This is a genomic window from Pseudomonas sp. Marseille-Q1929, from assembly GCF_017316265.1.
Classification (GTDB): Bacteria; Pseudomonadota; Gammaproteobacteria; order Pseudomonadales; family Pseudomonadaceae; genus Aquipseudomonas.
This window is the reverse complement of the sequence record NZ_JAFLWU010000004.1, coordinates 122,605-148,756: the sequence shown is the minus strand read 5'-3', so window position 1 is coordinate 148,756 and position 26,152 is coordinate 122,605. Positions and strand designations below refer to the sequence as shown.

Here is a 26,152-nt window from a genome sequence, read left to right as displayed (position 1 = left end):
TCAAAGGTCACGCAAATGGGCTTCGGCCCACTCGCGTACTTCGGCATACGGATAGTCTTCCAGCGCAGCAAAACCCGGAATACCCCGCGCCTTCAACTTGGTAAACAACGGCACGCTGATCCCGCCGAGGAACCGCGTCAGGCGTTCCGCTTCGGGCAGTTGGCCGGTGTGCTGATGATGCCTGTGGATAAAATCCCCGCACAGCCCCATGAAGTTTTTATCCACAAGCGGCGGCAAAGCGGGCGGCGGCGGCAAGTGCGCAACATTGCCATGGCAAACCGAGCAATGCCCGCAGCGCAGCGGCGCGTTTTCATCGCCAAAATACTGCGCCAGCCGTTGGCCCAGGCAGCGCTCGGTGGCGAACAGGTCGAGCATGGCGTGAATCCGCGCCACCTCGCCGATCTCGTGCTGCTTGAAGCCTGTGTATAACTCGGCGCTCAACGCCTGTGGATCAAAATCCGTGTCCAGCAGGCTGTAGACTTCGGTCATCTGCTTGCTTTCCAACTCGATCAGGCCCTGCTCCTGGAAGTAATCCAGCGCTTTCACCACGCGGTCGCGCCCGGCGTTGTGCTGTTGATACAACGCCTCGAAATCCACCGTGGCCCAGCTCCTGGCACGCTTGCACACCTCGACGATCGCCGCGACAAACTGCTGCCGCTCGCCGCTGAACCTTGCCAACAACGCATCGGGCTCGATCAGGTACTTGAAGCGGTATTCCGCATAAAACGCGTAGCGCGGCGCAATCACGCCCTTGAGCTCCAACTGCACCAACAGCGTCTTCAGCGGCAGCTCGCGGATGTTGCTGTGATCCGATAGCGAGCGCAGCAAAAACTCCCACTGCCTCTCGCCCCGCGCCGCCAACAACTCCTCCAGCACACGTCGGATGCCATCCTGCTCCGGCGTATCGCCATACACGAAGTTTTCCAGCACGTTGAGGCTGTCGCGGTTGGCCAACACCAGGCAGTCGGACGGCTGCCCGTCACGCCCCGCGCGGCCGATCTCCTGGCTGTAGTTCTCGATGGATTTGGGCAGGTCGAAGTGCACCACGTTGCGGATATCACTCTTGTCGATGCCCATGCCAAACGCGATGGTCGCGACGATGCAGTTGGAGCGCCCGCCCATGAAGCGCTGCTGGATGCCCTCGCGCTTATCGTGAGGCAGACCCGCGTGATAAGCCTCGGCCTGGATGCCGTTGCGGTTGAGGTGCTCGGCAATCTGCTCGGCGGTTTTTTGCAGGGTCACGTAGACGATGCTCGGCTGGTTCGCCCACTCGCTCATCCACTGCACCAGCCGTCGGCGCTTGTCTGCCCCACTCACCGGCTCCACCAGCAAATTGAGATTGGGCCTGTAGAAGCCTGTGGTGACCACATCGCCTGGCGCGATGGCGAACTTCGCCTGCATGTCGGCAATCACCTTGGGAGTTGCTGTGGCCGTCAACAGCAGTGCTTGTGGGATATTGAACTGACGCTGGTAGTCCGGCAGCTTCAAATAGTCCGGACGGAAGTTGTGGCCCCATTCGGAAATACAGTGCGCCTCGTCCACCACCAACAGCGAAATCTGCACGCTTTGCAGGAAGTTGCGAAAGCGCTCGTTCTTCAAGCGCTCCACGGAAATCATCAGGATCTTCAATTCACCCGAACGCGCACGGGCCATCACGTCATTGGCGTCTTCGCGGCTCTGCGCCGAGTCGATGCTGCCAGCTGAAATGCCATGGCGTTGCAGGAAACCCAACTGGTCCTGCATCAACGCCAACAACGGCGACACCACCAGCGTCAGGTGCGGCAGCAGCACTGCCGACAGCTGGTAACACAGGGACTTGCCCGAGCCGGTGGGGAAAATCGCGGCCGCAGAACGGCCGGCCAGCACGGCGCTGACCGTCTCTTCCTGGCCCAGACGAAACTGTGGATAACCAAAGACCTGCTGGAGGGTGTCGTGCATCGGCTGTCACTCCATTGACCACTGAGTTGGCTTGAAAACATAGCCCGGGAAGTTCAGCGGATCGAGAAAGGTCGCATGGAAAAAAGAGACAGGATGATACACAGGGTGAGGGATGGTCCTGAGACTAAGTAGGAACTTCCCACGGAGTCCGCGGGAAAAACACAAATCCAAATGTGGGAGCGGGCTTGCTCGCGAATGCAGGGTGTCAGTCAATACTCTTCTGACTGATACACCGCATTCGCGAGCAAGCCCGCTCCCACATTTTGTGTTCTGCGCTATGACGGAATCAGCGGTTCTTCACGCGCTCAATCGCCGTGTCATACACCGGATTGGCCTTTTGCTCTTTGGCCAACTGGTAGTGACGCAACGCATCCTGGAACTGCCCGGCCGCTTCATAGATCCGCGCGATGTTGTAGTAAGACCCGGCACGCACGGTTGCAGCATTCGCACCCGACGCCAACGCGATGGCCTTGCGGTTGGCCCAGATCGACTCGGCAGTGTTGCCGGCCTTCTGATACGCCAGACCGAGGTTGCCGTAAGCCTTGCCGAAGCTGTTATCCAGATCGATGGCCTGGCGGAAGTAGTCAATCGCCTGATCCAGGTTACCCGCCTGGTAGGCCGCTTCGCCTTTCAGGTTCAGCTTCTTCGCATCAGCCTGTACGGACGAGCTAACAACCACTTCGGTGACGGCCACGCTGTCATCCAGCAACGGTTTGACTTCGTTCAGCACATTCGCCGCATCCACGGTGACGCCGGTGAAGCTGTTGATATCCTGGAAGTCGCCGCTGCCGGTCATGCGGAACACGGTCCACAGGTTGCCGGTGCGATTTTTCGGCACGTAGTAGGTGCGTACCAGGGATTGCCCCATGTACACGAACACCTTGGCTTCGCTGTCGGACAGCTGGCTCGAATTCGGGTAGCTCTGGTTGGAGTAGTCATGCACGGCATACACGTAGCTTTCGCCGTAGTGTTTTTTCTGCAGGGTGATGGTTTCCGGGCCGTAGCTGTCGGTGTCATCCACGTCCAGCTCGGCATCAGTGCCCTTTTTGCTGGCGTAGTAGATGTTGTTGCCCGGGAAAATCATGTGGGAGTCGAGGTCGGAAGGGTTGCGGCCCCAGGTCAGCACGACGCGCAGGCCGTCGAGGTTTTCCATCACCGGGCTGATCGCGTAGGTCATGCCCTTGCATGGGCATTTCACCACCAGGTTGGAATAGCCGGGTTTCTTGATGATCAGCAGGCTGCTGCCATCATCGGCGGCCGCGCTGGTGAGGACCACCTGGCCTTGGGCGTTGGTGCGGCCCACGACGTTTTGCGCGCCGTTGCGTTGCAGCAGCACTTCGGCGTCGGCGATTTTCTGGTCCTTGACCACTGCGCTGAGCACTTCAATCGGCAACTGCTCGGCCTGGACTGAAAACGCTACTGCACACAATGACATCGCCGAGGCGACACGAAGCAAACCCATGCTTAACTCCCTTTAAGTAGTGGGCAAAATCGCCCTACAAGATTTTGCGCTGCAACATACGCTGAATTCAGCGAGCTGGCAGTTTTTTTGTACAAAATGTGACGTGGTTTTTATCGCGCCTGCCCTCGGAAGCATTGCGCTACAATCAAACCTTGCCACCCCGGAGTACGCTGCGATGAGCGAACTGACGTTTGAGCAAAAACAGGATCATTACCACAAGATCCGCCGTTCCAATTACCTGGCCAGCCTGCGCCTGGAAGGGTTCGACACCCAACCGGCCGACGTCGACAAACCCCTGCCGACCCGCGAAGCCGTCCTTGCCAAGTACCGCGACCCCCCACGCTGATGCTCGACAAATATGGCGTGGGCCAGGACCCGTACTGCTATCCCGGCAGCAGCGTGCTGCGCAACCGCCTCGATTTGCACGACGAAGCCCGACTGCACCAGGCTGAGCGGGAACTCTCCGAAATCGCCGTAGGTAACCTCCCGCTCTTCCCACCGCCCTACGACCTCGATCGCTTGCAGCACATCCACCGCATCCTGTTCGGCGACCTCTACGACTGGGCCGGCGAACTGCGCAGCGTCAACATCCAGAAAGGCGACACCCTGTTCTGCACCCCGGAACGCATCCCACCGGAAGCGGCGAAAATCATCGGGCATATGGAAGCGGCCAACTGGTACGTCGGCGCGACCCAGGCCGAGTTGGTGACGCAGATTGCCGAGGCGTACGGCGACCTCAACGTCATCCACCCCTTCCGCGAAGGCAACGGCCGGGCGCAGCGGATTTTGTTTGAACAAATCATTGTGAATGCGGGGTTTTCGGTGAACTGGTGGCTGGTGAAACACGCCGCTTGGGTGCCGGCGAATATTGATGCGGTGGCGTGCGATTATCGCGGGTTGGAGGCGATTTTCGAGCGGTGTATCAGCAGGCCTGCCAGCAGTTGATCGCTCCCAGCCACACCGCTAAACCTGTGGGAGCTGGCTTGTCGAGTCGTCGCACCGCTGCGATGGCGGTGTATCAGCCGAAAATCCCCTACCTGACCCACCGTCATCGCGGGCAAGCCCGGCTCCCACAATTGGCGCGTTTTTCCTGTGAAATCACTGCCAAGCTACCAATGCCGGACGGCACTGTAAGAAACCGCCAAACACCGTGACATCCGCGTCTGAAACTGCTTAAAACACTCATGCGCCCCTCTACAAAACCCACATTCGCCTGACCGAAACTAGCGCCTTTTCCACGGCCTGGGCAAAACCCTGTGAACATCGAAAGGACTCAATACATCGGCCACTACGGCGTCATTTTCACCGTGTTGCGCGTTACCGTTTTACCTGCCAATCGGCACGCGCTGGCAAACCTCTGCCTACTAGACGCTGGCGCGTCCGCAAATAAGGTCCGCCAACAACTGGTGGATCTCTACGGAAAAATGCTTGCTCGCGATTTGCCTTGCAGGATGACCATCGCGATCACCAAACCGCTAACCCGACAGCAGGCGGACCTGTTCAATGAGCGCGGGACCATCATCGCTTTGCTGCTAGCGGGCGCTTTCAGCGCGCCAATTCACCCATTTTCAAAACTCGTGGCTCGCGTTGCTGCCACAACGGTGGGAGTAATCACCAAAAGCTTCATTCGCACCTATCACGCAGGCTATGTGGTTATTGGAATTGAAGCGCAGGTCGATGGTGGGATAGGCCCCCAGCGCTCCATGTCTGCAATGGTTATTCCATTCATGGGGGGCATCACCCGATGATGGAGTACCTGCAATGGCTGATTTTTATTGTGTTGAACGTTGTCATCGACAATAAAATACGCGCGCAAAACCTAAGGAAGTATGTCGGTTTGTCTCTGCTAGCCACAGGGCTAGCCTGTGCAATATGGCTCCCTTACTGGGCACACGAAGCCCAGTTGCCCAGCGTGCCGATAGGCGCAGTCCTATTAGGTTCGGGACTGTTCCTGGACCGCCACCGCTACAGTCGAACCAAATCCGCTCACCCACTGCTTGTGGCACCCACGCTTAACTTGGCCGCCGATTTCCCAGACGACCCCCTCATGCTCCATCTTCTACAACTCGTACATGAAGATGTGGGCCTGCCCAAGCACCAGGCCATTAACCTCAATACCTCAATCAACCACGACCTCGGCTGTAGCAGTAGCGAGGCCAGACGATTGATGGCAGCGCTGAAACAAGATTTCGGTTTGAAACTCGGTGACTATAAAAGCAACCGCTACTTCAAGCGCCGAGGTTTCGACGTCTATTTGCGATATGTAGAAAGAGGGTGCGAAGGCAAGGCGCCACTCACCATCAACATGCTCTACCAAGCCATCAGAGCCAAACGCTGGGACTCTGAGACGCTCGAAGCAATCGGTTACCCGTCGTCATGAGTATCTATCTGCAAACAGCCTTTTTCCTCGGCCTTTACTTGCTGCTGCATCTACAAATCACAGACCCCACCCTCAGAAAGCGTTTCGCACTCACATTTCTCGTGACCGGGCTCACTTTGACGTTCCTACTACCCTACGTGGCGGTGATTCTCAGAATGCCCTTCCTACCTGTCTTCGTATTCTTGATAGGCTTGGCACTCTTCATCACCCGCAACAAATACCGCCTGCAACACAACCATCCCCCTCACCCACTCCTGCGTGCCCCCACCATGAACCTTGCCGCCGACTTCCCCGAAGACCTCGCCATGCAGCAACTCCTGCAACTGCTGCACGAAGAAATCGGCCTGCCGAAACACAAGACCCTGCGCCTGCAAACCTCGATCAACTTCGACCTCGGTTGCGACGGTGCGGAGGCCAAGCAGTTCATGGAAGCCGTGGAGGAGGAGTTTGCCCTCGATATGGGCGACTACGACGCCTATCGCTACTTCAACCCGCCGGTGTTCGATGTCTTCCTGAAGCACCGCGCCAAGGGTCGCGGCGACAAAATCCCTCTGACCATCGGCATGCTGTACCTGGCGATCAAGACCCACACCTGGGACACGCAAACCCTGGAAAACCTCAGCTGACCTCAACAACACAGAGACCCCACTGTGGGAGCGGGCTTGCCCGCGATGGCGGTATCAACTGACACACCGCTATCGCGGGCAAGCCCGCTCCCACATTCGATCTGCGCTAATCTGGCAAGCCGCGCACGAACCAACAAGGACCTTACATGGACGTAACAATGGGCCTGCTGGCCGCCCTGCTCTGGGGTGGCACGGACTTCCTCGTGGGCCTCAACGCCCGCGCCGTCGGCGTTAAACGCGCGGTGTACTTCGGCCAAGCCCTCGGCTTTTTGATCATGACCCTGTTGCTGGTCATCTTCCCGGCCTTCCTCTTCAAATCCCTCGACGCGCCGCTGAGCGTTTGGCTGCTGGGCATCGCCGCCGCCCTGCTCACCGTCTCCGGTGCCCTCGCACTGTCCAAGGCGTTCGCCCTCGGCAAAGCCGCCATCGTCGCGCCGCTGGTGACGTCCTACGGCGTAGTCACCACGCTGCTGTCCTGGGCCAGCGGTGAACACATCAGCCTGCTTCAACTGGGCTGCATCGCCCTGTGCGTGGTCGGCGTGATCCTCTCCAGCCTCCACAAGGACAACGGCACGCCTCACAACAACCCACGGCTGTCCATCGCTTACGCCATGCTCGCCGCAACGCTGTACGGCACCAGTTTCTGGCTGCAAGGCCGCTATACATTGCCGGCGCTGGGGCCGATCAGCATGTTGTGGCTGGGTTACCTGGTGGGGCTTTGCGTGCTGGTGATGATGGTGCTGAGGATCAAGGATGGCCTGAAAATCCCGCCGCTGAAAAACTGCGCGACGTTGACCGGGGCGAGCCTGATGAACCTGGGTGGGTTCTCGGCATTTTCGTGGGGGGCGATGGCGGGGTCGGTGTCGGTGGTGACGGTGATCAGTACGTTGTCGGGGGGAATCGCGGCGATTCTGGGGTTTGTGTTTTTCAAGGAGCGGTTGTCGAGGGTGCAGGTGCTGGGGGTCGTGCTGGTGCTGGCCGGGGCCGTGGTTTTACACATCGCCCACTGATCTGTCACGCACAAAAAACCGTCTGAAAGAAGCGGCTCTTTCATAACAACCGAATCCTAAACTTGGGATAGCCAGCCTTGATCGCATCTAAATGCTAGCAAAATGATGCTATTCCGGCTTAACCTCTTGAAGCGCTGTCCGAGCGCAGGCATAGCGACTAAATATTGGCGCTGCCCAAGGATGAAAGGAAAGCAAATGGATGCGACATACTGGATAGGGAAATCCGAAATAGAACGCCCCCCTCGACTTACAATCTACCTAGTCGATAACTGGTTAATACGCTCGCGCAAGTCCGCCGCCAAAGAACAAAATAACTCACCTTATCAAATAATTTAAAGAGGCTCCCTATGGCAGTTCTTGATAGAAATAGCGTAATTAGCACGTGCTTTTTCCACGTGGACATTTTAAACAAAACAAAAGAGCAAATTGCCGGCGATCTTAAGAACCAAGATCTTGAGGTGTATCTCGAAACATTACTAGTAGAAATCAACGATAAAGAGCAAAAAAGGATTTTTGATTTCAGTGAGCCAGAGAGTGCCTTCAAACTTTCAACGAGGGTAGTATCAGATAGCGAAGACTTAAGCACCAATCTCGCTGGAGAGCAACTCGTACAAAAACTACTAGACCAAGAGATAATAACTAATGAGCGATACAAACATCTTGGAAAAAATGAGGGCGCCCATGTTAAAACAGGTAGTTTTTTACAGTTCATTTATAAAGAAAATGGAAACCTCCGATATCTTGGTGTAAAGGTCGACCATTTGGTCATTTTAGATGACATCGACTTCAAGAAAAGGAAAGGGCTAAGTTTAACCGAAAAAGTATACAAAGCATTCAAGGTTGACTATAACGAAAAAAAGTCACCAACATGCATTAATATTTATGATTCGAAATCAGGACTTACCAAATACTGGTGGGCAGAGTTCCTTGAATTAAAGGAAAGAAACACAGACACATACAACACAACTACAGCTTGTACAGAAACGATAACAAAACTCGCAACATTGAAAAAAGACTTCCCTCAGGACTACACCATACTTAGAAATGCCACTGTTGCCGCCTTCAAAAAAGAAGGTGCGATGAACTATTTAGGTTTTGTTGAAGACACAATATCAAAATACAAATCAGACAATGAAAAATTCGAAGAAGCCAAACAAAAAATAATCGTAAAACTTAAAGACCTCCCAAAAGCAAAAGGTTTCGATACCGTATTTGAATTAGTACCTTCAGCAGTACCGTTTCGCAATACAAATTACAAACTCACAACTGAGATTTCCCTTTCCATCCGAGAAGGCATTAGCAACTTGTCTGAAAAAGTCTGGTCAGAAGTCACATCAGATGGACGAGAGTTAGTGGTGATAGAATCAAAACTGGCTAAGCAGTTCAAAAGAAAAGAACGGGAGCTATAGATGCTAAATCTATCCGAACTTAAAAAAAAATCTAAAGCATTTGAAGCCCGCGACGTGCTTTCTAGATTTTCGCTGGACATGAGTTTGGAACAGCACTGCTGGCAGGATATCAATACCTTAGTGGCTCAACTGGCAGGAGTAGCGGCCAGGGATAGTTTTGAGTTTACGATTGATTTGGATGGCGCAGATAAAACAATAACATCCTGCGAACAGCCAAATATAGATGAACTGCAAAAACACTATCAGGAGCACAACGATGAAAACACAGGCTTAACGCTAGAGCTCAAGATAAATAAAACACTTAGCGAAAGCACTTACTCCGTATACAACCTACAACTGTTCGCAGAGTTCATTTCATCCCAAAGCGTATTGAAATCTATAGAGCTCTTCAGTAGAAATATGGGAAGCCATCTTACATTCGAAGTATTCGAAGATATAACGCCTTTCGGAAGCGAGGTCATAAAATTCATAAAGCACGGCGAAAACATAAAACATAGCCAGCCACACACAATCAAAAGACGAAACAAACGAATCGAGTCCTTTAAAGAAGGCACTACATCAGTAGGGCTGCCTAATAATTTTACGGCTGATGACTTCGAACTTTCAACTCAAGAAAAAATAGATCCAAAGCTGGTAACTTTTTTCGAAACCTCAAAACTCGTTTACGCTCTTGCTTTTTTGTCTAACAGTACGGAGGTCAATGCAAATGGGGAAGTGCAGTTTAAATTTAACGGATATAGATCCTTCGTCACAATTGCTCAGCGACCGGAGGACCTCAAAGAAGATAATAAAATCGCCTTCAAAATATATTCATGGGCTTTTGCAGAAGGCCCTTCCACCGACAAACTAGGATTAATCAGAAACATAATAACTTTAAACCATCAAGACCAAAGCCTAAATCTTACAAGTAACACTTGGCACACAATTCAATCAAATTACGAAATATACCTAAAAGAAAACATAAGCCAATACCTTGAATTAAAAGGTAAATTATTAGAGTTCATATCCGAATTCAACAAGAGAGTTCTGGATTCGACCGACGGATTCATCAGCTCATTCCAGAATAGCACCGTAGCCTTTGTTTCATTCATAATTTCAGTCGTAGCCATTAACGGATTAAAAGACGCTGGTTCTGAAAAGATTTTTTCAAAAGAATATTTTTTAATATCCGCTTTCATTTGTGCAACTTCAGCTCTCTGGCTGCACTTCTCTAGAAAAGACACCCAAGATAGAATCACGCATATAACAACCCAGACTAAAAATTCAATTTTGACAAACTATAAAAACATTCTTAGCGAAGACGAATTGAACTTGAGCATTGAGCCTGCAATAGCAAGTATTAATATACATACAAAGGAGCGAATAAAAAAATATACAACTCTTTGGATTTTTACAATTGTTTTGTTTTTTCTTGTTTTCTCAATCGGGCTTGCAATCTCAACCGTTGATCCCATCTCTCCCAAACCTAAAACCGACTTAATTTCTCCACCAACGATCAAAGATCAGATAAAGAACGCACCTCTGCCTCAAACCAATCTTCTATCGACATAAAAAAGCCGCCTACAAGAGGCGGCTTTTTCACAACGATCGAATCTTACAACTTAGGACCCGCAGCCTTGATCGCATCGCTCACTTCAAACTTCTTGAAGTTCTCGATGAACAAGCCAGCCAGCGCCTTCGCCGCTTCATCGTAGGCAGCCTTGTCAGCCCAGGTGTTGCGTGGGTTCAACAGGCCAGTCTCAACGCCCGGTACGGCCAGTGGCACGTCGAGGTTGATGGTATCGAGGTGTTCGGTCTCAGCACCGATCAACGCGCCGCTCTGGATCGCTGCGATCACGCCGCGAGTGGTCGGGATGTTGAAGCGGTTGCCGACGCCGTAGCCGCCGCCGGTCCAGCCGGTGTTGACCAGGTAGACCTTGGAGCCGAAGCCGCGGATGCGCTTGATCAGCAGCTCTGCGTATTCGCCAGCCGGACGCGGGAAGAACGGTGCGCCGAAGCAGGTGGAGAAGGTCGACTTGATGCCGCCGCCGGAACCCATTTCGGTCGAGCCCACCAGTGCGGTGTAGCCGGACAGGAAGTGGTAGGCCGCTTGTTCTTCGCTGAGGATCGACACCGGTGGCAGTACGCCAGTCAGGTCGCAGGTCAGGAAGATCACCGCATTTGGCTCGCCGCCCAGGTTCTTCTCGGAACGCTTGGCAACGTGTTCCAGCGGGTAGGCAGCGCGGCTGTTCTGGGTCAGGCTGACATTGGTGTAGTCAGCGTGCTTGGCGTCGTCGATGACAACGTTTTCCAGCACGGCGCCGTGTTTGATGGCTTTCCAGATGACCGGCTCGTTCTTCTCGGAGAGGTCGATGCACTTGGCATAGCAACCGCCTTCGATGTTGAACACCACGCCTTCGCCCCAGCCGTGTTCGTCGTCACCGATCAGGTAACGGCTTTCGTCGGCGGACAGGGTGGTTTTACCGGTGCCCGACAGACCGAAGAACAGGGTCACGTCGCCTGCTTCGCCGATGTTGGCGGCGCAGTGCATTGGCAGCACGTCGGAAGCCGGCAGCAGGAAGTTCTGCACCGAGAACATGGCTTTTTTCATCTCACCGGCGTAGCGCATGCCGGCGATCAGCACTTTCTTCTGGGCGAAGTTGAGGATCACGCAACCGTCGGAGTTGGTGCCGTCACGCTCTGGCACGCACTCGAAGTTGGCCACGTTGAGCACTTGCCATTCATCACGGCCGGCCGGGTTGTACTGGGCCGGGTTGATGAACAGGCAACGACCGAACAGGTTCTGCCAGGCAGTCTGGGTGGTCATTTTCACGGCGAGGTAGTGGTCTTCGGCCGCACCTACGTGAACGTGGGAAACGAAATGCTCTTGCGCATTGTTGAAGGCCTCGACGCGAGCCCACAGGGCATCGAACTTGTCGGCCGGGAACTTGCGGTTGATCGGGCCCCAGGCGATGGCGTCCTGGGTAGTCGGCTCTTCAACGATGAAACGATCGACTGGCGAACGACCGGTACGGTGACCGGTTTCTACGACCAGCGCGCCAGTATCGGCAAGCACGCCTTCACCGCGCTGCAGGGCTTCTTTGACCAGATCGTCAACACTCAGATCGGTGTATACGGCGTTATTGGCTTGCGTCATGAGGTTCCCCGTCGGCCTATGGCCGAGTGCTCCAAACGTTTTGTAGTAGAAAGTTGCGCACTACTACCGCGAAAAAAGTGGGCCGGATTATGCCAGAAAAGCCCAAAAAGAGTAGGGCCCTCCCGTCAGAACTGCGCTAATCCGGCGTTTGTCAGGTGATTTACCTGTGCTTAAACGTTTTAGTGGCGGGTATCGGAAGGGGTGTCGATGCCTGCGCCGGCGAACAATTGCGACACATCGGCGGCATCGAACAGGTAGCGCTCATTGCAGAACTGGCAGTCGATCTCGATATGGCCGCCGTGTTCCACCACCAGGTTCTGTGCATCTTCCAGGCCCAGGCTGACCAGCGCATTGGCCGAGCGCTCGCGTGAGCAGCTGCAGTTGAAGCGCAGGGACTGTGCGTCGAATAGACGCACGGCTTCTTCGTGGTAGAGGCGGTGCAGGATCGTTTCGTTGCTCAGGCCCAGCAGTTCTTCCGCCGTGAGCGTGCCGGCCAGGGCGGTGAGACCGCGCCAGCTTTCCGCGCGATCGTCGTCGTCCTTGATGCGATCGGCCGGCAGTTGTTGCAGCAGCAGGCCACGGGCACGATGGCCGTCGGCGTTGAGCCAGAACTTGGTGCCCACTTGCTGGGACATCACGAAATAGTTGGTGAAGCAGTCCGACAGCGTCTCGCCGTCAAGGTCGACGATGCCCTGGTAGCGCTGGCCTTCGGTCGGGTCGACGGTGAGTGCCAACACGCCGTTGGGCATCAGGTCGGACAGGGTCGCGTCCGGGGCGATCTGGTCGGCCTCGTAACGGGCCAGGCCACGGATGTCGCGCTCGCTGGAGCACTCGATCATCAGCAACGGGATCGGGCCTTCGGAACGGGCCTGCAGGATCAGCAAACCGTCGAACTTCATGGTGCCCACCAGCAGCGCCGCAGCCGCCATCAACTCACCGAGCAATTGCGCGACCGGCTCAGGATAGGCGTGCTTGGCGAGGACTTCGGCGTAGCTGCGCTCCAGCGAGACCAGTTCGCCACGGGCGTCGGTCTCGTCGAAGATGAAGCGTTGGGTGAAGTCGGTATCCGGTAGATCAGTCATAGGTCTGGGTATCTGAATTGAAGAATATTGACGCGAAGATGCTGCAGTTTATGAACAAACCGAGGCAGTTCCAAGCCAAGTGACGCTTTGGGCGATTGCCGGTGGCCTCAGTCGTCGTTTCCGCTGCCGCGAAACTTGAACAGGTCGCGACGTTGTTTTTTGCTCGGTTTGCCATCGGTGGTCATACCGATGGCGCCGGCTTTGCGCATCGCCGCCGCATTTTCGCGCTTGGCGATGCTGGCTTCGGTCTCGGCGTACAGCGCCTGGGCTTCAGGCGCACCACGTCGCACAGCGGAAAGCGCCTGTACTACGACAGTCTTTTCATCAAACCCTGTACGAATCTGAAACTCATCTCCGACGCGCGGTTCTTTGCCCGGCTTGCAGCGCTCGCCGCGATGGTGCACCTTGCCGCTCTCGATGGCGGCCTTGGCCAGGGCACGGGTCTTATAAAAACGCGCCGCCCACAGCCACTTGTCCAAACGGACCTTTTCTTCCTCTTCCTGCTTTTGAGCCACTTGAATTCCTCGCTCTGAAAAATGTCGCAACTTTACCGTTGAAACCCTTCGACGCATAAACCTCAAGGCTCACCTAAGATACGCCAGGCGGCTGGAGTTTTACGTGACTTTCCATTGCACCGACTGATTACCGGCACCTGAGCGATATCTGTCGCCATTTGCCGAATATTCTGCGTGAATACCGCGAATTCGGCGCCACCCCTTCACGGATGGTCGGGGATTGTCACAATCCATGCGCAGTTGGACGTTACTGTCCTCGAAGACTACGAAACATTTCTGAATGACCGGTTACCCATATTGAAGACATTTGACCATTTGACCGTTGTGGGTCTGCGTGAGTGGGTGGCACTTCCCGACTTGGGAGTGGCCGGCCTGCGCGCCAAGATCGACACCGGCGCCAGCACCTCAAGCCTGCACGCCACCGATATCGAGCCTTTTGAGCGCGACGGTGAGAACTGGGTGCGCTTTACCGCGCACCTGGGCAGCGTGGTGCAATTGCGTCACCGCCGCTGTGAAGCGCCCCTGGTGACGATGAAAACCATCAAGAGCTCCAACGGCCATGCGCAGGTGCGCTATGTCATCAGCACCACCCTCGCGTTGGGCGATCGGGTATGGCGGGTGGAATTCACCCTGGCCTGCCGCAAAGCCATGCGTTACCGCCTGTTGCTCGGTTCCAAGGCGCTGATTGACGGCCAGTTGGTGGTCAATCCCGGCGTCAAGTACGTACAAGACAAGCCGGTGTTCCCGGTCTCTACTATTTCTGCCCCAGGTGCTGCATGAAGATTGCTGTGCTGTCGCGAAACCCGCGTCTGTATTCCACCCGCCGCCTGGTCGAGGCCGGCACCGAACGTGGCCACGAAATGGTGGTGATCGACACGTTGCGTGCCTATATGAACATTGCCAGCCACAAGCCGCAGATCCACTACCGGGGCAAACCCCTGGAGGGCTTCGATGCGGTCATCCCGCGTATCGGCGCTTCGGTGACCTTTTATGGCTGCGCGGTGCTGCGCCAGTTTGAAATGATGGGCGTGTTCCCCCTCAATGAATCGGTGGCCATCGCCCGCTCGCGGGACAAGCTGCGCTCGCTGCAACTGCTGTCACGCCGGGGCATCGGCTTGCCGGTCACCGGTTTTGCCCACTCCCCGGACGACATCCCCGACCTGATCGAGATGGTCAACGGCGCACCGCTGGTGATCAAGGTGCTGGAAGGCACCCAGGGCATTGGCGTGGTGCTGTGTGAAACCGCCACGGCGGCAGAGTCGGTGATCGAGGCGTTCATGGGCCTCAAGCAGAACATCATGGTTCAGGAATACATCAAGGAAGCCGGTGGTGCGGATATCCGCTGCTTCGTGGTGGGCGACAAGGTGATTGCGGCGATGAAACGCCAGGCCAAGCCGGGCGAGTTCCGCTCCAACCTGCACCGTGGCGGCAGCGCCAGCCTGATCAAGATCACCCCGGAAGAGCGCATGACCGCGCTGCGGGCGGCCAAGGTCATGGGGTTGAGCGTGGCAGGTGTGGATATCTTGCGCTCCAACCACGGGCCGCTGGTGATGGAGGTGAATTCATCGCCGGGCCTGGAAGGGATTGAAACCACCACGGGCAAGGATGTGGCGGGGATCATCATTCAGCATCTGGAGAAGAATGGTGGGCCGAATATGACGCGGACCAAGGGCAAGGGCTGATTTCACGCTCTCTACCAGCCACCACAAAAGACTGTGGGAGCTGGCTTGCCTGCGATGAGGGCGGCACATTCAACATAATTGTTGACTGAACCACCGCTATCGCAGGCAAGCCAGCTCCCACATTGGGTTACTGGGTGTCTGTTAGACCGCGTCTCTGGGCAGCATCAGCCCAAGCGGCAAACGCACCCGCGCCTCCAGGCCACCGCCCTCACGGTTGCGCAGCTCAACATTGCCGCCATGCATCGAGGCAATCCGCCGCACAATCGCCAGCCCAAGGCCGGTCCCCTTGCCACCCCGGGCACGGTCGCCACGGGTGAACGGGTTGAAGATGCCTTCCAGCTCGTCCGGATCGATACCGGCGCCGCGGTCCATCACGCTCAGCACGACATAAGGCGCAGCACTGTCGCCGGACACATAGGCCGCCACTTCCACATCGGAACCCGCGTGATGCAAGGCGTTGCCGATCAGGTTGTTCAACAGGCGCTTCATCGACACCCGACGCAGCGCAAACGGCTGGATCGGCTCCAGGCGCATGCGCACCTGTTCGCCATTCTGGTTGTAGGGCGCCACCACCTCACGTACCAGGTCCGTCAGGTCCACTTCCTCGACCACTTCGTCACGGCCATCACGGATAAACGCCAGGAACTGGTCGAGGATCGCGTCCATGTCCTCGATATCCCGGACCATGTCGTCGGTGAGATCGCTATGGTTGCCCATCAACTCCAGTGACAGACGCAAGCGCGTCAACGGTGTGCGCAGGTCATGGGACACCCCCGCCAACATCAGCTCGCGCTCGCGCCCGGCCTGTTCGACGTCCTCCGCCATCTGGTTGAAGGCGCCGTACACCTCGGTCATCTCACTGGGGGTATCGCTGACCGGCAGGCGCACGCTGCGCCCCTGGCCCAGTTGGCGGGCGGCAAACACCAGGCGTTTGAGCGGCTGGTTGAGCTGGCGCACGAAAATCCACGCGGACGCAGTCGAAAGCAAGCCAATGGCCAGGAACCAGCCCAACACGTTCCAGATCTTCTGGCCCCGCAACGGGTGCGGGTACAGCGGCACTTTCAGCCAATCCTCACCCAGGCTCGGCGCGCGCACCCACAACGCAGGCGATACATGCATGCGCAGACGCACCTCGGTGTCTTCACCCAGTTCGGCCTGCATCTGGCGCTGGTAAATCTCGCTGTAGGGCCAATGCTGTTCGCCCTCCGGCACACCGGCACCGGCCACGCGCACCAGGGTGGCGGCCTTGGCGATCTTCTCGCGGTTCTCAGGGTCGGCGGCCCAGTAGGCACGCAGCGTCAGGGCGACGCCGTGGCTGTACTGTCGATCCACGAGCACGTCTTCGTTCATCAATAGATAAACGAGCGTGAGTGCCTTGGAAAACAGAACGACGATCAGCACCAGCCAAAGGGTGCGGGAGAAAAAGCTTTGCGGGAACCACAGCGGGGTTTTCATAGAAGACAGCTAGACACCTTGCAGGAATGAGCGGCGCTCGCAGAATTGCAGACGCCGGGCATCCCGTCGACCCTCACGGAGCCGAACCCATGGATGCCCGTTCCTGCAAATCTTCGGTCACTTGGTTGCAGTGCCATCCGGCACAAACACGTAACCCACGCCCCACACGGTCTGGATATACCGTGGTTTGGACGGATCCGGCTCGATCATTCGGCGCAGACGGGAGATCTGCACGTCGATGGAGCGCTCCAAAGCGTCCCACTCCCGGCCACGGGCCAGGTTCATCAGCTTGTCGCGGGTCAGCGGCTGGCGTGCGTTCATGACCAGCGCCTTGAGCACGGCGAACTCGCCCGTGGTCAGCATGTGCACTTCGTCACCACGCTTGAGCTCACGGGTCGCCAGCGACAGCTCGTAGTCGCCAAACGTAACGCTCTCGTCTTCGCTGCCCGGCGCGCCCGGAACCGGCGGTGCCTGGCGACGCAATACGGCCTTGACCCGCGCCATCAGCTCGTCCGGATTGAACGGCTTGGCCAGGTAGTCATCAGCGCCCAGCTCCAGGCCCTTGATGCGGCTCAGCTCATCGCCCTTGGCGGTCAGCATGATGATCGGGATCTGGTTGTTCGCGCTGCGCAGGCGCTTGCAGGCAGTCAGGCCGTCTTCGCCCGGCAGCATCAGGTCGAGGACGACCAGGTTGAATACTTCACGCCCCAGCAGACGATCCATCTGCTCGGTGTTCGGCACCGCGCGGGCACGGTAGCCCTTGGAGTTGAAGAAACGCTCCAGCAGGCTGCTCAGCCCCGGATCGTCATCAACGATGAGAATTTTTTCGCCTTCAGCAGTTTGTGCAGTGCTGCTCATTGGATGCTCCTCTTATCTCGGCGCGCATTATGGCGTAGCTGCCGTTATACGCACCGTGTGCATTGTTAGCAGATTTTTCCTCTACTGCCAGCGAACCCGCGCCCTACAACCTTTGGCACAGTCCCCCCAAGGACAGAACGCTGGTTATAATGCGGCGCCTTCGTGCAGGGCAACGTCAGATCGTTACCGTTTACTGCCGGGCTTTTTTTACCCGCTTGTCGTGATTTTTTCGATTTCGAGGGTCAATAGGCTGCCTCTTGACCCAGGCAGCGGCGCCAGTCGGGCCGCTCAACCAGCCGCGCAAGGCCTTGTTCTACGGGCCTGCGGGCTGCTTTCAGAATTTCAGGTGGTTTTATGGACAGCATCAACAGCCGCATCGCCGAGGAACTCGGTGTACGCCCGCAACAGGTCGAAGCGGCCGTCGCTCTACTGGATGAGGGCTCCACGGTGCCCTTCATCGCCCGTTACCGTAAAGAAGTGACCGGCAGCCTCGACGACATCCAGCTGCGTCACCTGGAAGAGCGCCTGCGCTACCTGCGAGAACTCGACGAACGGCGTATCAGCATCCTCGCCAGCATCGAGGAACAGGGCAAGCTGACCCCTCAGCTTGAACGCGACATCAAGCTCGCCGACACCAAGACCCGCCTCGAAGACCTGTACCTGCCGTACAAGCAGAAGCGCCGCACCAAGGGCCAGATCGCCCTGGAAGCCGGCCTCGGCGAGCTGGCCGACGGCCTGTTCAACGACCCGTCGCTGACCCCGGACACCGAAGCCGCGCGCTTCATCGACGCAGAAAAAGGCGTCGCCGACGTCAAGGCCGCCCTCGAAGGCGCCAAGTACATCCTCATGGAGCGCTTCGCCGAAGACGCCAGCCTGCTGGAAAAACTGCGCACCTACCTGAAGCAGGAATCCATCCTCAGCGCCCGCGTGATCGCCGGCAAAGAGGAAGAAGGCGCCAAGTTCCGCGATTACTTCGAACACGACGAACCGCTCAAGAGCATGCCGTCCCACCGTGCGCTGGCGATTTTCCGCGGGCGCAACGAAGGTATTCTCAGCTCCGCGCTGAAAGTCGGCGACGAGCTGCCGGGCACCATGCACCCGTGCGAAGGCATGATCGGTCAACAATTCGGCATCCAGAATCAGAATCGTCCTGCGGATAAGTGGCTCGGTGAAGTGGTGCGCTGGACCTGGAAGGTCAAGCTCTACACCCACCTCGAAACCGACCTGCTCGGAGAGTTGCGCGACGGCGCCGAAACCGAGGCGATCAACGTGTTCGCCCACAACCTGCACGACCTGCTGCTGGCCGCACCGGCCGGCCCGCGTGCCACCCTGGGCCTCGACCCGGGCCTGCGCACCGGCTGCAAGGTCGCGGTGGTCGACTCCACCGGCAAGCTGCTGGACCACGCCACCGTGTACCCGCACGTGCCACACAATAAGTGGGACCAGACCCTGGCGATCCTCGCAGCGCTGTGCGCCAAGCACGCCGTGGACCTGATCGCCATCGGCAACGGCACCGCCAGCCGCGAGACCGACAAGCTGGCCGCCGAACTGATCAAGAAATACCCCGCCATGAAGATGACCAAGGTCATGGTCTCCGAGGCCGGCGCTTCGGTGTACTCGGCGTCGGAACTGGCCTCCAAGGAATTCCCGGACCTCGACGTGTCGATCCGTGGCGCGGTGTCCATTGCCCGCCGCTTGCAGGACCCGCTGGCCGAACTGGTGAAGATCGACCCGAAATCCATCGGCGTCGGCCAGTACCAGCACGACGTGTCGCAGCTGAAACTGGCGCGCGGCCTGGATGCGGTGGTGGAAGACTGCGTAAACAAGGTCGGCGTGGATGTAAACACGGCCTCCGTCGCCCTGCTGGCGCGTATCTCCGGCCTGAACAGCACCCTGGCGCAGAACATCGTTACCCACCGTGACGAAAACGGCGCCTTCAAAACCCGCGCCGCGCTGAAAAAAGTCGCTCGTCTGGGTGAGAAAACCTTCGAACAAGCCGCAGGCTTCCTACGCGTCATGAACGGCGACAACCCACTGGATTCGTCCGCTGTCCACCCGGAAGCCTACCCGCTGGTGCAACGCATCGCCGCCGAAACCGACCGCGACATCCGCTCGCTGATCGGCGACGCCGCGTTCCTCAAGCGCCTGGACCCGAAGAAGTACACCGATGAAACCTTCGGCGTACCGACCATCACCGACATCCTGCAAGAGCTGGAAAAACCTGGCCGCGACCCGCGTCCCGAGTTCAAGACCGCCGAGTTCCAGGACGGCGTCGAAGACCTCAAGGACCTCGAGCTGGGCATGATCCTCGAAGGCGTGGTGACCAACGTGACCAACTTCGGCGCGTTTGTGGATATCGGCGTGCATCAGGACGGTTTGGTGCATATCTCTGCGCTTTCGGAGAAATTCATCAAGGACCCGCGTGAGGCGGTGAAAGCCGGTGACGTGGTCAAGGTCAAGGTCATGGAAGTCGATATCCCGCGCAAACGCGTCGGCCTGTCGATGCGCATGAGCGACACCCCTGGCGAGAAAATCGACGGTGCCCGTGGCGCCCGTCCAGGCTCGGCGCCGCGCCAGTCGCAGAACCGCTCGGAAAACACCGCGCCGCGCAAGGAAACCGCGACCGCCGCACCAAGCAACAACGCCATGGCCTCGCTGTTCGCCAACGCCAAGCAGTTGAAGAAACGCTGATGGAAATCCCGGCCGGGTTGACCCAGAGCGCGTTCAGCGAACTGATCGGCTGCCGCCTGCAACGCCTTGAAGAAGGCGTTGCCGAGGTGGCCCTGACCCTGGAGCCGCACCTGCGCAACCGCGCGGGCAAGCTCCACGGCGGGGCGATTTTCAGCCTGGTGGACATTACGATGGGGCTGGCCTGTTCCAGCACCCATGGTTTCGACCAGCAGAGCGCGACCATCGAATGCAAGATCAACTACATCCGCGCCGTCGAAGACGGTGACGTGCTGTGCACCGGCCGGGTGATTCATGCTGGCCGACGCACCCTGGTGGTCGAGGCGGATGTGTACCAGGACGACAAACTGGTCGCAAAAGCACAAGGCACCTTCGCTGTCCTATAGCTCCCCACCCTCGATTTGAGTTAATTTCGGCGCTGCACTAAACAGCGTCGGAATTTTCTTGCTGCGCTATAGCCAAATTCATGGAGTGAAGTCGGCTTTTTCAGAGCGGGTCAAATCGACTCTAGACCAGGCGATCACGCCAGTTTTAACTTCACCCTTGTAGACCGTCCTGCCCACCCCCATATTGGGGCGACTGACGCGTGAAGGAATCCAACTTGAGCGAACTTCTCAACCGCCGCCTGGCTTTGCTCGGCAAGCGCGAACACCTCTCCCTGCTAGAGCAGTGCTTGCACGGCATCGAGCGCGAATGCCTGCGCGTCACCGGCGAAGGCCGCCTGGCACAAACGCCGCACCCCGAAGCCCTGGGCGCCGCGTTGACCCACGAACAGATCACCACCGACTACTCGGAATCGTTGCTGGAGTTCATCACTCCCGCCCTGCCAGACCCGGCCGATACCCTGAGCAGCCTGGACAAGATCCATCGCTTTGCCTACACCAAGCTCGGCAGCGAATACCTGTGGAGCCCCTCGATGCCGTGCCCGCTGCCGGCCGAGGAAGACATTCCGATTGCCTACTACGGCACGTCCAATATCGGGCAGCTCAAGTACGTGTACCGCAAGGGCCTGGCCCTGCGTTACGGCAAGACCATGCAGTGCATCGCCGGCATCCACTACAACTTCTCCCTGCCGGAACAGTTGTGGCCGTTGCTCAAGGAGACTGAAGGATTTGTCGGCACCGACCGCGATTACCAGTCCACGGCCTACATCGCCCTGATCCGCAATTTCCGCCGCTACAGCTGGCTGCTGATGTACCTGTTTGGTGCGTCGCCGGCCCTGGACGCCGGCTTCCTGCGCGGTCGCTCGCACCAGCTCGAAGTGCTGGACGCCGACACCCTGTACCTGCCGTACGCCACCAGCCTGCGCATGAGCGACCTGGGTTACCAGAGCAATGCCCAGGCCGGTCTTACGCCGTGCTACAACGATTTGAGCAGCTACACCGACAGCCTGCGCGAAGCGGTGGCAACGCCCTACGCGCCGTACGTCGAAATCGGCACGCACAAGGACGGTGAATGGGTGCAGCTCAACACCAACATCCTGCAGATCGAAAACGAGTACTACTCCAACATCCGCCCCAAACGTGTGACCTACACCGGCGAGCGGCCGATCCAGGCGCTGATGGCCCGTGGCATCCAGTACATCGAAGTGCGCTGCCTGGACATCAACCCGTTCCTGCCGATGGGCATCGACCTGCCGGAGTCGCGTTTCCTCGACGCCTTCCTGCTGTACTGCGCGCTGAATGACAGCCCGCTGTTCGCCAGCAACGAGTGCGGCAACGCCACGTCCAACTTCCTCAGCGTGGTCAAGGAAGGTCGCCGTCCAGGCCTGCAATTGCAGCGCGACGGCCAGCCTGTGGGCATGAAGGAATGGGCCACCGAGTTGCTGGAGAAGATCGCCCCGCTGGCCGCTTTGCTCGATGAGAGCCACGGCATCAACGAACACAGCCAGGCCCTGGACGCCCAGCTGGCGAAGGTCCAGGACCCGTCCCTGACCCCGTCGGCCCAGGTGTTGGCGGCGATGGCCGAGCGCAAAGAGAGCTTTGCGCAGTTTTCCCTGCACCAGAGCCAGGTGCATGCCGAGCATTTCCGCAGCGAACCGCTACCGGCTGCAGAGCAAGCGCACTTTGAAGAACTGGCCAGCAAGTCGCTGGCACAGCAGGCGGAGTTGGAGCAGAACGAAGTGGGCGACTTTGATGTGTTTGTGGGCTCGTACCAGGCCAGCATTTTGGCAATCAGTAACTAAAACAGAACCCGGCCCCCTCTGTGGAGCCTGGCTTGTGTGGGAGCTGGCTTGCCTGCGATAGCGGTGTATCAGTTGGCATCTGTGCTACTGACCTACCGCTATCGCAGGCAAGCCAGCTCCCACATTTGCCTGCGCCAGACTGAAGATCTGGCTCCACGCTTCTCCTCATAAGCTAATTCGAAAATGTTATTTATTTTCGAGTTCTTAGATCATTTAGTCTCCTCACACGCCGACCCTCGGCCGCCTGATTGAGGAGCTTCCCCTTGAAACGATTGACCCCTCTGCGCCTCTTGGCCGCATTGTCCCTGGCCGGTGCCAGCCTGTTTGCCCAGGCGGCGGATGTGACCATCGCTTACCAGACCACCGTGGACCCGGCCAAAGTCGCCCAGGCCGACGGCGCGTATGAAAAAGCCACCAACGCCAAGATCGACTGGCGCAAATTCGACAATGGCGCCGACATCATCGCGGCCATTGCTTCCGGCGACGTGCAGATCGGCTACCTCGGTTCCAGCCCGCTGACCGCTGCCATCACCCGCAAAGTGCCGGCGGAAACCTTCCTCGTCGCCACCCAGATCGGCGGCGCCGAAGCCCTGGTGGCGCGCAATGGTTCGGGGATCAACGGCCCGCAGGACCTGATCGGCAAGAAAATCGCCGTGCCCTTTGTGTCCACCGGCCACTACAGCCTGCTGGCCGCGCTGAAGCACTGGAACATCGACCCGTCGAAAGTGACCATCCTCAACCTCGCGCCACCGGCGATCATCGCCGCCTGGAAGCGTGGTGATATCGACGCCACTTACGTATGGGACCCAGCCCTCGGCGTGGCCAAGGAAAACGGCAAGGTGCTGATCACCTCCGGCGAACTGGCCAAGTTTGGCGCACCGACCTTCGATGCCTGGATCGTGCGTAAGGACTTCGCCGCCAAGCACCCGGAAATCGTCACGGCTTTCGCCAAAGTCACCCTGGATGCCTACGCCGCCTACCGCAAAGACCCACAAGCCTGGATCGCCGACAAAGGCAACGTCGACAAGCTGGTGAAACTCTCCGGCGCCAAGGCCAGCGATATACCGCTGCTGCTGCAAGGCAACGTCTACCCGCTGGCCGCCGACCAGGTAACCCTGCTGGGCGCACCGACCACCAAGGCGGTGACCGACACTGCCGCGTTCCTCAAGGAACAAGGCAAGGTTGACGCCGTACTGCCGGACTACGCCCCTTACGTCAGCGCCAAGTTCATTACCAACTGATCAGGAGTTCATCGCGATGGCCTTGCTACAACTGGAGCGCATCAGCGCACAGTACCCAGGCGCCACAGAACCGGTACTGTCTGACATCTCAATCGACCTGGGGCCCCAGCAATTGCTGGTGGCCCTCGGCCCGTCCGGCAGTGGCAAGACTTCGCTGTTGAACCTGATCGCCGGCTTTGTCGAACCCTCTGCCGGGCGCATCACCCTTGATGGCGTGCCGGTCAAAGGCCCCAGCGCCGAACGCGGCGTGGTGTTCCAGGACGACGCCCTGCTGCCCTGGCAGGACGTGCTGGCCAATGTCGGCTTCGGCCTGGAACTGGCCGGCGTGCCCAAGGCGCAACGTGAAGTGCGCGCCCGGGAAATGCTCGCCCTGGTGGACCTGGCCGGTTTCGACAGCCGCCGTATCTGGCAGCTCTCTGGTGGCCAGAAGCAACGCGTCGGCCTCGCCCGTGCGCTGGCAGCCGACCCGCGCGTGCTGCTGATGGACGAACCCTTCGGCGCCCTCGATGCGTTCACTCGCGAACAGATGCAGGAGTTGCTCCTGCAAGTCTGGCGGCGCACGGCCAAGCCGGTGTTCCTGATTACCCACGACATCGAAGAGGCGGTCTTCCTCGCCACGGACTTGATCCTCCTGGCGCCCAACCCTGGGCAAATCGTCGAACGCCTGAGCCTGGACTTCGGCCAGCGCTACGCGGCCGGTGAATCGGCGCGGGCGATCAAGTCCGACCCGCGCTTTATCGAAACCCGCGAACACGTGCTGGGCAAAGTGTTCTCCCAACGGCAGGTGTCCGCATGAGCAGCTACGAACTCGCCGCCAAGCCGGCGGTGCACACCGTTATCCCAGTGCGTCGCAGCTTGAGCACGCGCTGGATCAGCGTGCTGACGCTGGTCGCGCTGTTGGCCATCTGGTGGGCCGTGACTGCCACCGGTCTGATCGAACCGCTGTTCCTGCCGCCGCCGTCCGCCGTGCTGCAAAAGGGCTGGCTGCTGGCGACCAGCGGCTATATGGATTCCACCCTGTGGCAGCATCTGGGCGCGAGCCTCAGCCGCATCGGCCTGGGCCTCGGCTTTGCCGTGCTGACCGCCGTGCCGGTGGGGATTGCCATCGGTTCCAACCGTATCGCCCGGGGCATTCTCGATCCGTTGATCGAGTTCTACCGGCCGATTCCGCCGCTGGCCTACCTGCCGTTGATCGTGATCTGGTGCGGCATTGGCGAGCTGTCCAAGGTGCTGCTGATCTACCTGGCGATCTTTGCGCCGATCGCCATCGCCACCGCGACCGGCGTGCGCACCGTTGACCCGGCCAAGCTGCGCGCGGCGCAGTCGCTGGGGGCAACCCGCGCCCAGTTGATCCGCCATGTGATTTTGCCGAGCGCCCTGCCCGATATCCTCACCGGCGTGCGCATTGGTTTGGGTGTGGGCTGGTCCACGTTGGTCGCCGCCGAATTGATCGCCGCCACCAGCGGCCTGGGCTTCATGGTGCAGTCGGCGGCGCAGTTCCTCGTCACCGACGTGGTGGTGCTGGGCATCCTGGTGATCGCCCTGATCGCCTTCGCCATGGAAATGGGCTTGCGTGCCCTGCAGCGTAAATTAGTGCCGTGGCATGGCCAGGCACATTGAGTGAGAACCGCATGAGCAGCCTGACCGTTACCCCCTTGAGCATCGCCCTCGGCGCCGAGATCCGTGGCGTCGATATCACCCAGCCGCTGAACCTCGAACAGCGCGACGCCATCGAACAGGCGTTGCTCACCCACTCGGTGCTGTTCTTCCGCGGCCAGGCCATCACCCCGCAACAGCAAGCGCGGTTCGCCGCGAATTTCGGCGACCTGCATATTCACCCGATCTACCCCAACGTGCCGGAACAGCCCGAAGTGCTGATCCTCGACACCGCCGTCACCGACGTGCGCGACAACGCCGTGTGGCACACCGACGTGACCTTCCTGCCCACCCCGGCGCTCGGCGCCGTGCTCAGCGCCAAGCTGCTGCCGGCGTTTGGCGGCGATACGTTGTGGGCCAGCGGGATTGCGGCGTACGAGGCATTGTCCGCGCCATTGCAGCGCTTGCTCGACGGGCTGACGGCTACACACGACTTCACCAAATCCTTTCCGCAGGAGCGCTTTGGCAACACTGCCGAAGACCTGGCGCGCTGGGAAGAAACCCGCAAGAAGAATCCACCGTTGTCCCACCCGGTGGTGCGTACGCATCCGGTGAGCGGACGCAAATCGTTGTTTGTCAGCGAAGGGTTCACCACCAAAATCAACGAACTTGAACCGACTGAAAGCGAGGCGATTCTCAAGCTGCTGTTCGCCCACGCCACACGGCCGGAGTTCACCATTCGCTGGCGCTGGCAGGAAAACGACGTAGCGTTCTGGGACAACCGCGTGACCCAGCATTACGCCGTGGATGATTACCGGCCGCAACGGCGGGTGATGCACCGGGCGACGATTTTGGGGGATGTTCCGTTCTGACGATCCGATGGGCGGGC

General features: G+C 58.4%; 24 protein-coding genes. 17 read left to right on the top strand and 7 right to left on the bottom strand.

Annotated elements, in window-relative coordinates; genetic code table 11:
• Both J1G37_RS08130 and J1G37_RS08125 read right to left on the bottom strand, forming a co-directional pair.
• On the bottom strand, positions 1–1,938 hold the full coding sequence (locus J1G37_RS08130; RefSeq protein ID WP_207041011.1) for a RecQ family ATP-dependent DNA helicase: 1,938 nt from the start codon (positions 1,936–1,938) through the stop codon (positions 1–3).
• Positions 1,939–2,224: 286 nt separating this feature from the next.
• Positions 2,225–3,400: a tetratricopeptide repeat protein gene (locus tag J1G37_RS08125; RefSeq protein ID WP_124526201.1), complete on the bottom strand. Its 1,176-nt coding sequence runs from the start codon at positions 3,398–3,400 to the stop codon at positions 2,225–2,227.
• A 175-nt stretch (positions 3,401–3,575) separates the two neighbouring features.
• Between J1G37_RS08125 and J1G37_RS08120 the strand changes: the two genes are divergently transcribed.
• From J1G37_RS08120 to J1G37_RS08085, 8 genes are all read left to right on the top strand, one after another.
• Complete coding sequence (locus tag J1G37_RS08120) at positions 3,576–3,746, top strand: YhfG family protein (protein ID WP_207041009.1); 171 nt, start codon at positions 3,576–3,578, stop codon at positions 3,744–3,746.
• Positions 3,746–4,345: a putative adenosine monophosphate-protein transferase Fic gene (locus J1G37_RS08115; RefSeq protein ID WP_207041006.1), complete on the top strand. Its 600-nt coding sequence runs from the start codon at positions 3,746–3,748 to the stop codon at positions 4,343–4,345. Before J1G37_RS08120 ends, J1G37_RS08115 begins: the two co-directional genes overlap by 1 nt.
• A gap of 311 nt (positions 4,346–4,656) precedes the next feature.
• Positions 4,657–5,148: a hypothetical protein gene (locus J1G37_RS08110; protein ID WP_207041003.1), complete on the top strand. Its 492-nt coding sequence runs from the start codon at positions 4,657–4,659 to the stop codon at positions 5,146–5,148.
• Positions 5,145–5,780 (top strand): DUF1493 family protein, encoded by a 636-nt coding sequence (locus J1G37_RS08105; RefSeq protein WP_207041001.1) that lies wholly within the window; start codon positions 5,145–5,147, stop codon positions 5,778–5,780. Before J1G37_RS08110 ends, J1G37_RS08105 begins: the two co-directional genes overlap by 4 nt.
• Positions 5,781–6,049: 269 nt before the next feature.
• Positions 6,050–6,406, top strand: coding sequence for a DUF1493 family protein (locus J1G37_RS08100; protein WP_207040999.1), 357 nt, complete (start codon positions 6,050–6,052; stop codon positions 6,404–6,406).
• Positions 6,407–6,552: 146 nt separating this feature from the next.
• Positions 6,553–7,416: a DMT family transporter gene (locus J1G37_RS08095; RefSeq protein ID WP_242551480.1), complete on the top strand. Its 864-nt coding sequence runs from the start codon at positions 6,553–6,555 to the stop codon at positions 7,414–7,416.
• 347 nt (positions 7,417–7,763) lie between these two features.
• Positions 7,764–8,825, top strand: a complete 1,062-nt coding sequence (locus J1G37_RS08090) for a hypothetical protein (RefSeq protein ID WP_207040997.1) — start codon at positions 7,764–7,766, stop codon at positions 8,823–8,825.
• Positions 8,826–10,376 carry a hypothetical protein gene (locus J1G37_RS08085; protein ID WP_207040995.1) on the top strand — a complete coding sequence of 517 codons (1,551 nt, stop codon included), beginning with the start codon at positions 8,826–8,828 and terminating at the stop codon, positions 10,374–10,376. It begins immediately after the preceding gene.
• A gap of 43 nt (positions 10,377–10,419) precedes the next feature.
• On the opposite strand, the gene J1G37_RS08080 is transcribed toward J1G37_RS08085, so the two are convergent.
• From J1G37_RS08080 to J1G37_RS08070, 3 genes are all read right to left on the bottom strand, one after another.
• Positions 10,420–11,961 (bottom strand): phosphoenolpyruvate carboxykinase, encoded by a 1,542-nt coding sequence (locus J1G37_RS08080; protein WP_207040993.1) that lies wholly within the window; start codon positions 11,959–11,961, stop codon positions 10,420–10,422.
• Between the two features lie 179 nt (positions 11,962–12,140).
• Positions 12,141–13,043 (bottom strand): Hsp33 family molecular chaperone HslO, encoded by a 903-nt coding sequence (hslO, locus tag J1G37_RS08075; protein WP_207040990.1) that lies wholly within the window; start codon positions 13,041–13,043, stop codon positions 12,141–12,143.
• Positions 13,044–13,150: 107 nt separating this feature from the next.
• Positions 13,151–13,558, bottom strand: a complete 408-nt coding sequence (locus tag J1G37_RS08070; protein ID WP_207041092.1) for a S4 domain-containing protein — start codon at positions 13,556–13,558, stop codon at positions 13,151–13,153.
• 330 nt (positions 13,559–13,888) lie between these two features.
• On the opposite strand from J1G37_RS08070, the gene J1G37_RS08065 reads away from it, so the two are divergent.
• The gene (locus tag J1G37_RS08065) at positions 13,889–14,338 is read left to right on the top strand and encodes an ATP-dependent zinc protease (RefSeq protein ID WP_177325340.1); all 450 of its coding nucleotides are present in this window, start codon (positions 13,889–13,891) and stop codon (positions 14,336–14,338) included.
• Positions 14,335–15,240 carry a 30S ribosomal protein S6--L-glutamate ligase gene (rimK, locus tag J1G37_RS08060; RefSeq protein WP_003187674.1) on the top strand — a complete coding sequence of 302 codons (906 nt, stop codon included), beginning with the start codon at positions 14,335–14,337 and terminating at the stop codon, positions 15,238–15,240. The genes J1G37_RS08065 and rimK overlap by 4 nt, the downstream gene beginning before the upstream one ends.
• A 141-nt stretch (positions 15,241–15,381) precedes the next feature.
• Here the strand turns inward: rimK and J1G37_RS08055 are convergent, their stop codons facing one another.
• Together J1G37_RS08055 and ompR are read right to left on the bottom strand one after the other, a co-directional pair.
• Complete coding sequence (locus tag J1G37_RS08055; protein ID WP_207040988.1) at positions 15,382–16,695, bottom strand: ATP-binding protein; 1,314 nt, start codon at positions 16,693–16,695, stop codon at positions 15,382–15,384.
• A gap of 117 nt (positions 16,696–16,812) precedes the next feature.
• Positions 16,813–17,553 carry a two-component system response regulator OmpR gene (gene ompR / locus J1G37_RS08050; RefSeq protein ID WP_017737550.1) on the bottom strand — a complete coding sequence of 247 codons (741 nt, stop codon included), beginning with the start codon at positions 17,551–17,553 and terminating at the stop codon, positions 16,813–16,815.
• Between the two features lie 354 nt (positions 17,554–17,907).
• On the opposite strand from ompR, the gene J1G37_RS08045 reads away from it, so the two are divergent.
• The 7 genes from J1G37_RS08045 (at position 17,908) to tauD (ending at position 26,135) form a co-directional block, all read left to right on the top strand.
• Positions 17,908–20,244: a Tex family protein gene (locus J1G37_RS08045; RefSeq protein WP_124526211.1), complete on the top strand. Its 2,337-nt coding sequence runs from the start codon at positions 17,908–17,910 to the stop codon at positions 20,242–20,244.
• Positions 20,244–20,627, top strand: coding sequence for a PaaI family thioesterase (locus J1G37_RS08040; protein WP_207040986.1), 384 nt, complete (start codon positions 20,244–20,246; stop codon positions 20,625–20,627). The genes J1G37_RS08045 and J1G37_RS08040 overlap by 1 nt, the downstream gene beginning before the upstream one ends.
• Positions 20,628–20,842: 215 nt before the next feature.
• Positions 20,843–22,426, top strand: a complete 1,584-nt coding sequence (gene gshA, locus J1G37_RS08035) for a glutamate--cysteine ligase (protein ID WP_207040984.1) — start codon at positions 20,843–20,845, stop codon at positions 22,424–22,426.
• 263 nt (positions 22,427–22,689) lie between these two features.
• Entirely contained in the window at positions 22,690–23,667 is a 978-nt protein-coding gene (tauA, locus tag J1G37_RS08030; RefSeq protein ID WP_207040982.1) for a taurine ABC transporter substrate-binding protein, read from the top strand.
• Positions 23,668–23,683: 16 nt separating this feature from the next.
• A complete protein-coding gene (gene tauB / locus J1G37_RS08025) occupies positions 23,684–24,463 on the top strand; it encodes a taurine ABC transporter ATP-binding subunit (protein ID WP_017254560.1) in 780 nt (259 codons plus the stop codon).
• Entirely contained in the window at positions 24,460–25,287 is an 828-nt protein-coding gene (gene tauC, locus J1G37_RS08020) for a taurine ABC transporter permease TauC (RefSeq protein WP_207040980.1), read from the top strand. Before tauB ends, tauC begins: the two co-directional genes overlap by 4 nt.
• Positions 25,288–25,298: 11 nt before the next feature.
• Positions 25,299–26,135 carry a taurine dioxygenase gene (gene tauD, locus J1G37_RS08015; protein ID WP_207040978.1) on the top strand — a complete coding sequence of 279 codons (837 nt, stop codon included), beginning with the start codon at positions 25,299–25,301 and terminating at the stop codon, positions 26,133–26,135.
• The last annotated feature ends 17 nt before the right edge of the window (positions 26,136–26,152 follow it).

Bases quoted from the DNA above. Each gene is read 5' to 3' on its own strand.
- J1G37_RS08130 (WP_207041011.1), bottom strand. From the start codon at position 1,938: ATGCACGACACCCTCCAGCAGGTCTTTGGTTATCCACAGTTTCGTCTG.
- J1G37_RS08125 (WP_124526201.1), bottom strand. From the start codon at position 3,400: ATGGGTTTGCTTCGTGTCGCCTCGGCGATGTCATTGTGTGCAGTAGCG.
- J1G37_RS08120 (WP_207041009.1), top strand. From the start codon at position 3,576: ATGAGCGAACTGACGTTTGAGCAAAAACAGGATCATTACCACAAGATC.
- J1G37_RS08115 (WP_207041006.1), top strand. From the start codon at position 3,746: ATGCTCGACAAATATGGCGTGGGCCAGGACCCGTACTGCTATCCCGGC.
- J1G37_RS08105 (WP_207041001.1), top strand. From the start codon at position 5,145: ATGATGGAGTACCTGCAATGGCTGATTTTTATTGTGTTGAACGTTGTC.
- J1G37_RS08100 (WP_207040999.1), top strand. From the start codon at position 6,050: ATGAACCTTGCCGCCGACTTCCCCGAAGACCTCGCCATGCAGCAACTC.
- J1G37_RS08095 (WP_242551480.1), top strand. From the start codon at position 6,553: ATGGACGTAACAATGGGCCTGCTGGCCGCCCTGCTCTGGGGTGGCACG.
- J1G37_RS08090 (WP_207040997.1), top strand. From the start codon at position 7,764: ATGGCAGTTCTTGATAGAAATAGCGTAATTAGCACGTGCTTTTTCCAC.
- J1G37_RS08085 (WP_207040995.1), top strand. From the start codon at position 8,826: ATGCTAAATCTATCCGAACTTAAAAAAAAATCTAAAGCATTTGAAGCC.
- J1G37_RS08080 (WP_207040993.1), bottom strand. From the start codon at position 11,961: ATGACGCAAGCCAATAACGCCGTATACACCGATCTGAGTGTTGACGAT.
- hslO (WP_207040990.1), bottom strand. From the start codon at position 13,043: ATGACTGATCTACCGGATACCGACTTCACCCAACGCTTCATCTTCGAC.
- rimK (WP_003187674.1), top strand. From the start codon at position 14,335: ATGAAGATTGCTGTGCTGTCGCGAAACCCGCGTCTGTATTCCACCCGC.
- J1G37_RS08055 (WP_207040988.1), bottom strand. From the start codon at position 16,695: ATGAAAACCCCGCTGTGGTTCCCGCAAAGCTTTTTCTCCCGCACCCTT.
- ompR (WP_017737550.1), bottom strand. From the start codon at position 17,553: ATGAGCAGCACTGCACAAACTGCTGAAGGCGAAAAAATTCTCATCGTT.
- J1G37_RS08045 (WP_124526211.1), top strand. From the start codon at position 17,908: ATGGACAGCATCAACAGCCGCATCGCCGAGGAACTCGGTGTACGCCCG.
- J1G37_RS08040 (WP_207040986.1), top strand. From the start codon at position 20,244: ATGGAAATCCCGGCCGGGTTGACCCAGAGCGCGTTCAGCGAACTGATC.
- tauB (WP_017254560.1), top strand. From the start codon at position 23,684: ATGGCCTTGCTACAACTGGAGCGCATCAGCGCACAGTACCCAGGCGCC.
- tauC (WP_207040980.1), top strand. From the start codon at position 24,460: ATGAGCAGCTACGAACTCGCCGCCAAGCCGGCGGTGCACACCGTTATC.
- tauD (WP_207040978.1), top strand. From the start codon at position 25,299: ATGAGCAGCCTGACCGTTACCCCCTTGAGCATCGCCCTCGGCGCCGAG.